We start from the raw sequence: 7,220 nt of genomic DNA on the forward strand, positions 1-7,220 counted from the left end.
TCGCCGTGCAGGGGGACCTGAGGATCGGCTTCGGACTCCGAAGAGGTATCGAGCGTGTCGAGTTCGAGCACCTGGAGGGCTTCGGTGCCGGGGACCAACGAACGCAGATGGCGCTGAGTGAGCAGCAGCGAGATGCCACTGTCCTCGACCATGTAGGCGAGGCGGTCTGCCGGGTACTCGGGGTCCAGGGGCACGTAGGCGCCACCGGCCTTGAGCACGGCGAGGATGCCCACCAGCATCTCGGTGGAGCGCTCCGCGCAGATGCCGACCAGCACATCCTGCCGGACGCCCAAGGCGATCAGGCGATGGGCCAGCCGGTTCGCACGCACATTGAGTTCCGCATAGCTCAGCGCCTCGTCGCCGAAGACCAGTGCAGGCGCCGAGGGCTTCGACTTCGCATGCGCCTCGATCTGCCGATGCATGGGCTGTGCGCCTTCGTGGCGGTGCGGGTTCTCGCTCCACGCCGACAGCTGCGCGCGCTCCGCAGCACTCACCAGTGCCACGTCACCCACCGCCAACCTAGGCTGCCCCGCCAGCGCCTGCAGTACCGCAAGGTAATGCCCCGCCATCCGCTCGACCGTCTCCCCGTCGAACAGCTCCGCCGCATACAGGAAGCTCGCCTCGACTCGCCCGTCCTCGAACTCCAGCGTCTGCAGCGTCAATTCGAACTGCGCGTCTTCTTCCTCGAAGTCCAGCCGCTCGACCGACACGCCCGGCCACTCGGCCAGCGAACGGTGGTCGCGCCGCACGTGGTTGAACATCACCTGGAACAGCGGGTTCGCGCTCAGGCTGCGTTCGGGCCGCAGCGCGCCGACCAGCTGTTCGAACGGCAGGTCCTGGTGGGTCTGCGCGCCGATGGCCGTGTCGCGTGTCTGCGCCAGCAGCTGCGTCAGCGTCGTCCTCGCATCGATCTGCGAACGCAGCACCTGCGTGTTGACGAAAAAGCCCACCACGCCGGCCGTATCGACGCGATTGCGGTTGGCGATGGGCACGCCCACGCGCACGTCCGTCTGCCCGGTGTGCCGGAACAGCAATGCATCGAAGCCCGCGAGCAGGGCCATGAACAGCGTCGCGCCTTCGGACGCCGCGGATTGGCGCAGGCGGGCGAGCGTGTCTGCGGGCAAGGCGACGGTGACGCGCGCCGAGCCGTAGCGGCCGTCGGCGTTGCGCGGTCGGTCGGTGTGCAGCGAGATCACCGGGTGTTCGGTGCCGAGGTGGTCGCGCCACCAGGCGAGTTGCCGTTCGCCCTCGCCGCCATCGAGCCACCGGTTCTGCCATACGGTGTAGTCGGCGTACTGCACCGGCAGCGAAGGCAGCGCCGCGGCCTGGCCTTGCACGCGGGCGGCGTACAGCGCGGCCAGCTCGTCGAGCGTGAGCTGCACCGACCACCCGTCCGACACGATGTGGTGCATCACCACCAGCAGCCGGTGCGTTCGCGCATCGGCCTTCAGCAGCACGGCGCGCATCAGCGGGCCGCGCGTGAGGTCGAAGGGCTCGGCGCGAATGCGGTGCTCCTCGCGCCGGATCGCGGCGTCGCGCGCGTCGGCGTCGAGCGTGCTCAGGTCGATGCAGGGCAACGCGACCTCCACCGCTTCCTGGATGATCTGCTCGGCCTCGCCGTCGCCCGCCTCGCGGAACACGGTGCGCAGCGACTCGTGGCGGTCGACCAGCGCCTGCACGCTCGCGCGCAGGGCATCGATGTCGAGCTGCCCGCCGAGCACGAGGCCGCCGCTCAGGTGATACGCCGTGCGGGCCGGGTCCAGCTTCCACAGGAACCACTGCCGGCGCTGGGCGAAGGACAGCGGCGCGCGGTCGCGGTGCGGGCGCGGGGGAATGGCGCTCGTGCCGGTCTGCTGCTGCATGCCGGCGCTTGCGCCGCGCAATCGTTCCTTCAGCCTGGCGCGCTGTTCCGCGCTCAGGCTGGCGCGACGCTTGGAGATGTCGTGGATTTCGGGCATGGCGGGTTCTTCAGGCGGTGGCGGGCAGGCGATCCGTGGCAATGGCAGCACCAGCCAAGCCGGCGTTCTCGATCTCTTCGATCAGGCGGGTTTCGACCAGCAAGGCCAGGTCGGCGATGGTGGGCGCCTTGAAGAAGGCGGCCGGATGCAGTTCGATGTCGTAGGCCTTGCGCACGCGCGCCAGGATCTGGATGGCCAGCAGCGAGTCGCCGCCCAGTTCGAACAGGTTGTCGTTCACGCCGGTGGCGGTGATGCCCAGCATGTCCTGCCACACGGCGGCCAGGCCGGCTTCGAGCTCGCCGTCGGGCGCAACGTACGGCGTATCGAGCGCGGGGCGCGGATGGTTGCGGCGCGTGGCGCGCGCGGCGTGGGCCAGGGGGCCGTTCTCGATCAGCGCCAGCATGCCGCTGTCGAGTTCGCCGAGCCGCTGCGCCAGGTCGGTCGTCGAGATCACGATCTGCGCATGCGCCGGGCCGTTGACGATGCGCTCCAGCACCAGCGCGCCTTCGAGGCCGTCCATGCCCACGCCCTCCGGCAGCACCATGCCCGCGGCCATGCCCAGGTCGCGCCATGCATCCCAGTTGACCGAGAAGACCGCGTGGCCGGCGCTGCGCCGCGCCTGCGCGGCCAGCGCGTCGAGGTAGGCATTGGCGGCGGCGTAGTCGCTCATGCCCAGGCCACCGGCCACGCTGGAGATCGACGAACAGAAGAGCACGAAATCGAGCGGCTCGCCGCGCACGGCCTCCAGCAGGACCTGCGTGCCGCGCAGCTTGGGCGCGAACACGGCCTCGACCATGGCGCGCGTGCGCTGGCCGATCATGCCGCTGCTGGCATGGCCCGCCGCGTGGATCACGCCGTGGATGGCGCCGAAGCGCTGCCGAGCCTGCGCGGCCGCGGCCTGCATCTGCGCGGCGTCGGCCACATCAGCCGACAGCGCGAGCACTTCACCGCCCAGGGCTTCGAGTTCGAGCAGCTGCAGCAGCTTCTGGCGAAGGGCCGCGGGCTGCTCGGGCGAGGCCGCCAGCGATTCCCACGCGCCGCGCTCCGGCAGCGGCGAGCGACCGAGCAGCACCAGCCTGGCCTGCCACGACCTGGCGAGATGCCGCGCCACCGACAGGCCCACGCCGCCCAGGCCACCGGTGATCAGGTAGACGCCCTGCTTGCGCAGGCGCTGCTGCGGCCCGGCCCCCTGCGCCGGCAGCGCCAGCGGCTCGTAGCCCTTGACCCAGCGGTGCGGCCCGCGATAGGCCACCAGCGGCTCGTCGCGCGCCGCAGGCGCATCCGCCGCAAGCTGCCCCACCAGCCATGCCTCGGCCGGGCTGGCGGCTGCGGGCAGCACCACGTCGACGACGCGGCAGTCGATGTGCGGGTACTCCTGCCCGATCACTTTGGCAAGGCTGAACAGCGTGGCCTTCTCTGGGCACAGCGGCTCCAGGCCCGAGACATCTTCCATCTGGTTGCTGACGACCTGCAGCGACAGCTTGCGCTCGCGTCCGCCCGCCGTGCTGTCCAGCGCCTGCGCCAGGGCCAACAGACTGAAGAAGCCGCGCTCCAGCAGTTCGCTCGACGAGGATGGCGCGGCGAACTCGCCATCCACGCCCCACAGGTGATGGATGTTCGACACCGGGCCGATCCCGCCCTGCACCTTGCGCAGCAGCTGCTCGTGGTCGGCGCGCTCGCCAGGGCGCACGGCGTAGTGGCGCGGGCCGATCTCGACGAAGCCCGGGCCCTGCTCCACCCACACGACGGGGTGCGCGTCATTCAGGTGGCGGATCAGGTGATCGGCGAGGCTGCCCGCTTCGCCGAAGACCAGCGTGCAGGTGCCGGCCGGTGCGGGGCTGCGCACGGCGTGCAGCGGTTCGGTGCGCTTCCAGGTCGGCACGTAGAACGCGCCGGCCGCCGGATTCGAAAGCTTCGAGTTGGCGCCGCCCTCGAAGGTGCCCGCCTCCACCCAGTACGACTGGCGCTGGAACGGATAGCTCGGCAGCGGCACCTGGCGGCGCGGCTGGCCCGCGCGGCAGGCGGCCCAGTCGATCTCGACGCCGGCGCACCAGAGCGCACCGGTCACACTGGCCAGTTGCCGCTCGTTGCGAGCCTGTTGCTGCGGATGCGCCTGGCTCGACCAGATGCCCACGGCCGAATCGGCTTGCGGATGCTGCCGCGCCAGGCCGGCCAGCGTTTCGCCGGGCCCCACCTCGAGCACGACGCGCCCCTGCACGCGCAGCAGCGCGACCAGCCCGTCGGCGAAGCGCACCGTGCCGCGCAGATGGCGCCCCCAGTAGGCCGGGTCGGTGGCCTGCGCGGCGGTGATCAACTCGCCCGTGACGTTGGAGATGAACGGAATGCGCGGCGCATGGCGCGGCACCGAGGCAATCACCTTCTGCAGCTCGGCCACGATCGACTCGGTCATGGCCGAATGCGACGCGATGGCGACATGCAGGCGGCGCGGCAGGAGGCCGCTTGCGAGCAGCTGCTTCTCGGCCGCCTCGATGGCCTGCAGCGGCCCCGAAAGCACGCAGAGCTGCTCGCCGTTGACCGCGGCGATCTCGCAGCCGGCGCCGAGGAACGGCTTCAGCCCGGCTTCGCTCAGCGCGATGGCCGTCATCGCCCCGGCGGGCATCGACCGCATGAGACGACCGCGCGCGGCGACGATGCGCAGCGCGTCTTCGAGGCTGAACACGCCGGCCAGGCAGGCGGCCACGTATTCGCCGAGGCTGTGGCCCAGCATGACGGCGGGCTGCACGCCGCGCGCCATCCATGCGCGGGCCATCGCGTACTCGACGATGAACAGCGCCGGTTGCGTGTACTCGATGCACGAGAGCTTCGCGTCGGCGGCGGCCTCCGCACCGGCCGCGGGGTACAGCAGCTGGCGCAGGTCCATCCCCATGGCGTCGTCCAGCAGGGCGCAGCAGCGATCGACCTCGCCGCGGAACACCGGGTCGTCGCGGTACAGCGCCGCGCCCATGTTCGCGTGCTGCGTGCCGCCGCCAGGGAACAGGAAGGCGGCCTCGGGCGCCGTGGCCGGCGCGCGCATCACCTGCTCGAAACCGCCTTCGGGCGAGAGCAGCGCCCGCGCGCCCATCGCGTGGCCATTGGCGACGATGGCGGCGCGCAGCGGCATCGCGCGGCGGCCGCTCTGCAGCGTGTGCGCGATGTCCGCGAGCGATTGATCGGCGAATGCTTCGAGATGAGCGCCCAGCCGCTGGCCGGCCTCCTGCAGCGCGGCGGCGTTCTGCGCCGACAGCGGCAGCACCTGCCAGCCGGAAGGGCTTTCAGCAGGCTTCGCGGCCGGTGCCTCTTCGAGCACCACGTGCACGTTGGTGCCACCGATGCCGAACGAGCTCACGCCGGCACGGCGTGGCGTGGGGCCGGCGGGCCAGGGCTTCGTCGCGGCGTTGACATAGAACGGGCTGGCCGCGAAATCGATCTGCGGATTCGGCCGCTCGAAGTGCAGGCTGGCCGGCAGCGTGCGGTGCTTCAGCGCCATCACCGCCTTGATGAGGCCGGTGACGCCGGCGGCCGCATCGAGGTGGCCGATGTTGGTTTTCACGGAGCCGACGGCGCAGTAGTTCGTGCGGTCGGAGCCGGCCCGGAAGGCCTGCGTCAGCGCGGCCATCTCGATCGGGTCGCCGAGCACCGTGCCCGTGCCGTGCGCCTCGACGTAGCCCACCGATGCGGCGCTCACGCCCGCGATCAACTGCGCCGCGCGGATGACCTCGGCCTGGCCGTTCACGCTGGGCGCGGTGAAGCCGACCTTGTCGGCGCCGTCGTTGTTGGCGGCACTCCCCTTGATGACGGCGTGGATGGTGTCGCCGTCGCGCAGCGCGTCGTCCAGGCGCTTGAGCACCACGAGGCCGGCGCCGCTGCCGATCACCGTGCCCGCGGCCTTCTCGTCGAAGGCGCGGCAGTGGCCGTCGGGCGAGAGGATGGCGCCCTCCTGGTAGAGGTAGCCGCCGTCCTGCAGCAGGTTGAGCCACACGCCGCCGGCCAGCGCCATGTCGCAGTCGTAGCCCAGCAGCGCCTGGCAGGCGGTGTGCACCGCGGCCAGCGATGTGGAGCAGGCGGTCTGCACCGTCACGGCGGGGCCGCGCAGGTCGAGCTTGTAGGCCACGCGGGTGCACAGCGAGCCGCCGGAGTTGCCACTCATGAGGCCCAGCAGGTCGGCAATGCCGCGTCCGTCGCCCAGGCCGAACGCGGGCAGCAGGTGCCGCATCAGGTACAGGTTGGGGCCTTCGCCCGCATACACGCCGATCTTGCCCGGCCACCGCCGCGCGTCGCAGCCTGCGTGCTCGAGCGCGGCCCATGCGCATTCCAGGAAGATGCGCTGCTGCGGGTCGAGATACTCGGCCTCGCGCGGCGAGTAGCCGAAGAAGCCGGCGTCGAATTGGTCGAAGCCCTTGAACCGGGTGCCGGACTTCACGTAGGCCGGGTCGTCGAGCAGTTCCTGCGAGATGCCTTGCGCGCGCAGCTGCTCGTCGGTGAAGCTGTCCATGGACTCCACGCCGTCGCGGATGTTGCGCCAGAGCGCATCGACATCATCGGCACCGGGGAAGCGGCCCGCCATGCCGACGATGGCGATCTCGATGCCGGTCGCACCGGGCTGTTCGGGTTGGTCCGGCTGTTCGTCGAGGGTATGCATCAGTTGACTCTTTCCGCGGATTGGCGGCGTTGAAGCAAGGCGGCGCGCTGGCGCAATGCGCGGTCGTCTCCGGCCGTGGGCGAGGACGCGGGCGCAGCGGCGCCGCGTGCCATCCACCGGGCCAGCGAACCGACCGTGGGGTACTTGAAAAGATGAACCAGCGGGACCGCGGCACGCAGCCTGTCTTCGAGCAGGCGGTGCACACGGACCAGCAGCAGCGAGTGCCCGCCGAGGTCGAAGAAGTTGTCGTGGATGCCGACTTTGTCGACCTGCAGGACTTCGGCCCAGATGGCGGCGAGGGTTTCGGCGATGGGGCCTTGAGGGGCTTCGTAGGACTTGTCGCTGGTGAACTTGGGCGCAGGCAGCGCCTTGCGGTCGACCTTGCCGTTGGCGTTCAGCGGCAGTGCATCGAGCACCATCAGCACGCTGGGCACCATGTAGTCCGGCAACGCTTCGCCCAGGCGCTCGCGCAATGCCGCCGTGTCGATGCCTTGGCCGGATACGTAGGCGACCAGCCTTGCACCCGAGGGGCCTTCGTTGGCGACAACGACGGCTTCGCGGACTTCAGGCTGCGCCTGCAGCTGCGCCTCGATCTCCCCCAGCTCGATGCGCAAGCCCCGCAC

At 70.8% G+C, this 7,220-nt stretch carries 3 protein-coding genes; all 3 read right to left on the reverse strand.

The features are described from left to right. Window positions 1–1,958 (reverse strand): condensation domain-containing protein (locus tag ASC92_RS14070; protein WP_157609060.1); only part of this gene is annotated, 1,958 nt, incomplete at its 3' end. Between the two features lie 10 nt (window positions 1,959–1,968). After that, window positions 1,969–6,597, reverse strand: a complete 4,629-nt coding sequence (locus ASC92_RS14075; protein ID WP_056516450.1) for a type I polyketide synthase — start codon at window positions 6,595–6,597, stop codon at window positions 1,969–1,971. After that, window positions 6,597–7,220, reverse strand: a 624-nt coding sequence (locus ASC92_RS14080) for a phosphopantetheine-binding protein (protein ID WP_235505832.1), incomplete at its 5' end; no start/stop codon positions are given. The genes ASC92_RS14080 and ASC92_RS14075, both read right to left, overlap by 1 nt.

The organism is Variovorax sp. Root411 (assembly GCF_001425205.1).
Taxonomy (GTDB): Bacteria; Pseudomonadota; Gammaproteobacteria; order Burkholderiales; family Burkholderiaceae_C; genus Variovorax.